The sequence below is a fragment of the Xenorhabdus yunnanensis genome, from assembly GCF_028598805.1.
In the GTDB taxonomy this organism is placed as follows: Bacteria; Pseudomonadota; Gammaproteobacteria; order Enterobacterales; family Enterobacteriaceae; genus Xenorhabdus; species Xenorhabdus yunnanensis.
This window is the reverse complement of sequence record NZ_JAQRFI010000344.1, coordinates 1-223: the sequence shown is the minus strand read 5'-3', so window position 1 is coordinate 223 and position 223 is coordinate 1. Positions and strand designations below refer to the sequence as shown.

General features: G+C 50.2%; 1 protein-coding gene. It reads right to left on the bottom strand.

The genetic code is table 11. The features are described 5' to 3' along the window. Positions 1-21: 21 nt before the first annotated feature. Positions 22-223: phage holin, lambda family (locus PSI23_RS22530; protein WP_273557102.1), on the bottom strand; the 202-nt coding region annotated here is incomplete at its 5' end.

Below are 223 nucleotides of genomic sequence, written 5' to 3'. Positions count from 1 at the left end.
TATTCCTAATGCCTCTCGTCATTATTTATCCCCCAAACGTTTATTGATGGCACGGATAGCAAACTCGCGTATCTTCTCAACACCAATAAAACCAATAGCGCCACCAATAGCCGGCGCAAAGCTACTGGAAATACCGAACATCTCTAAGCCACTGGATACGCTCCATGACAAGGCACCACAGAGCAGCGCCTCGACCCAGCGGTTCTTGCGTTCCACGCCGTCA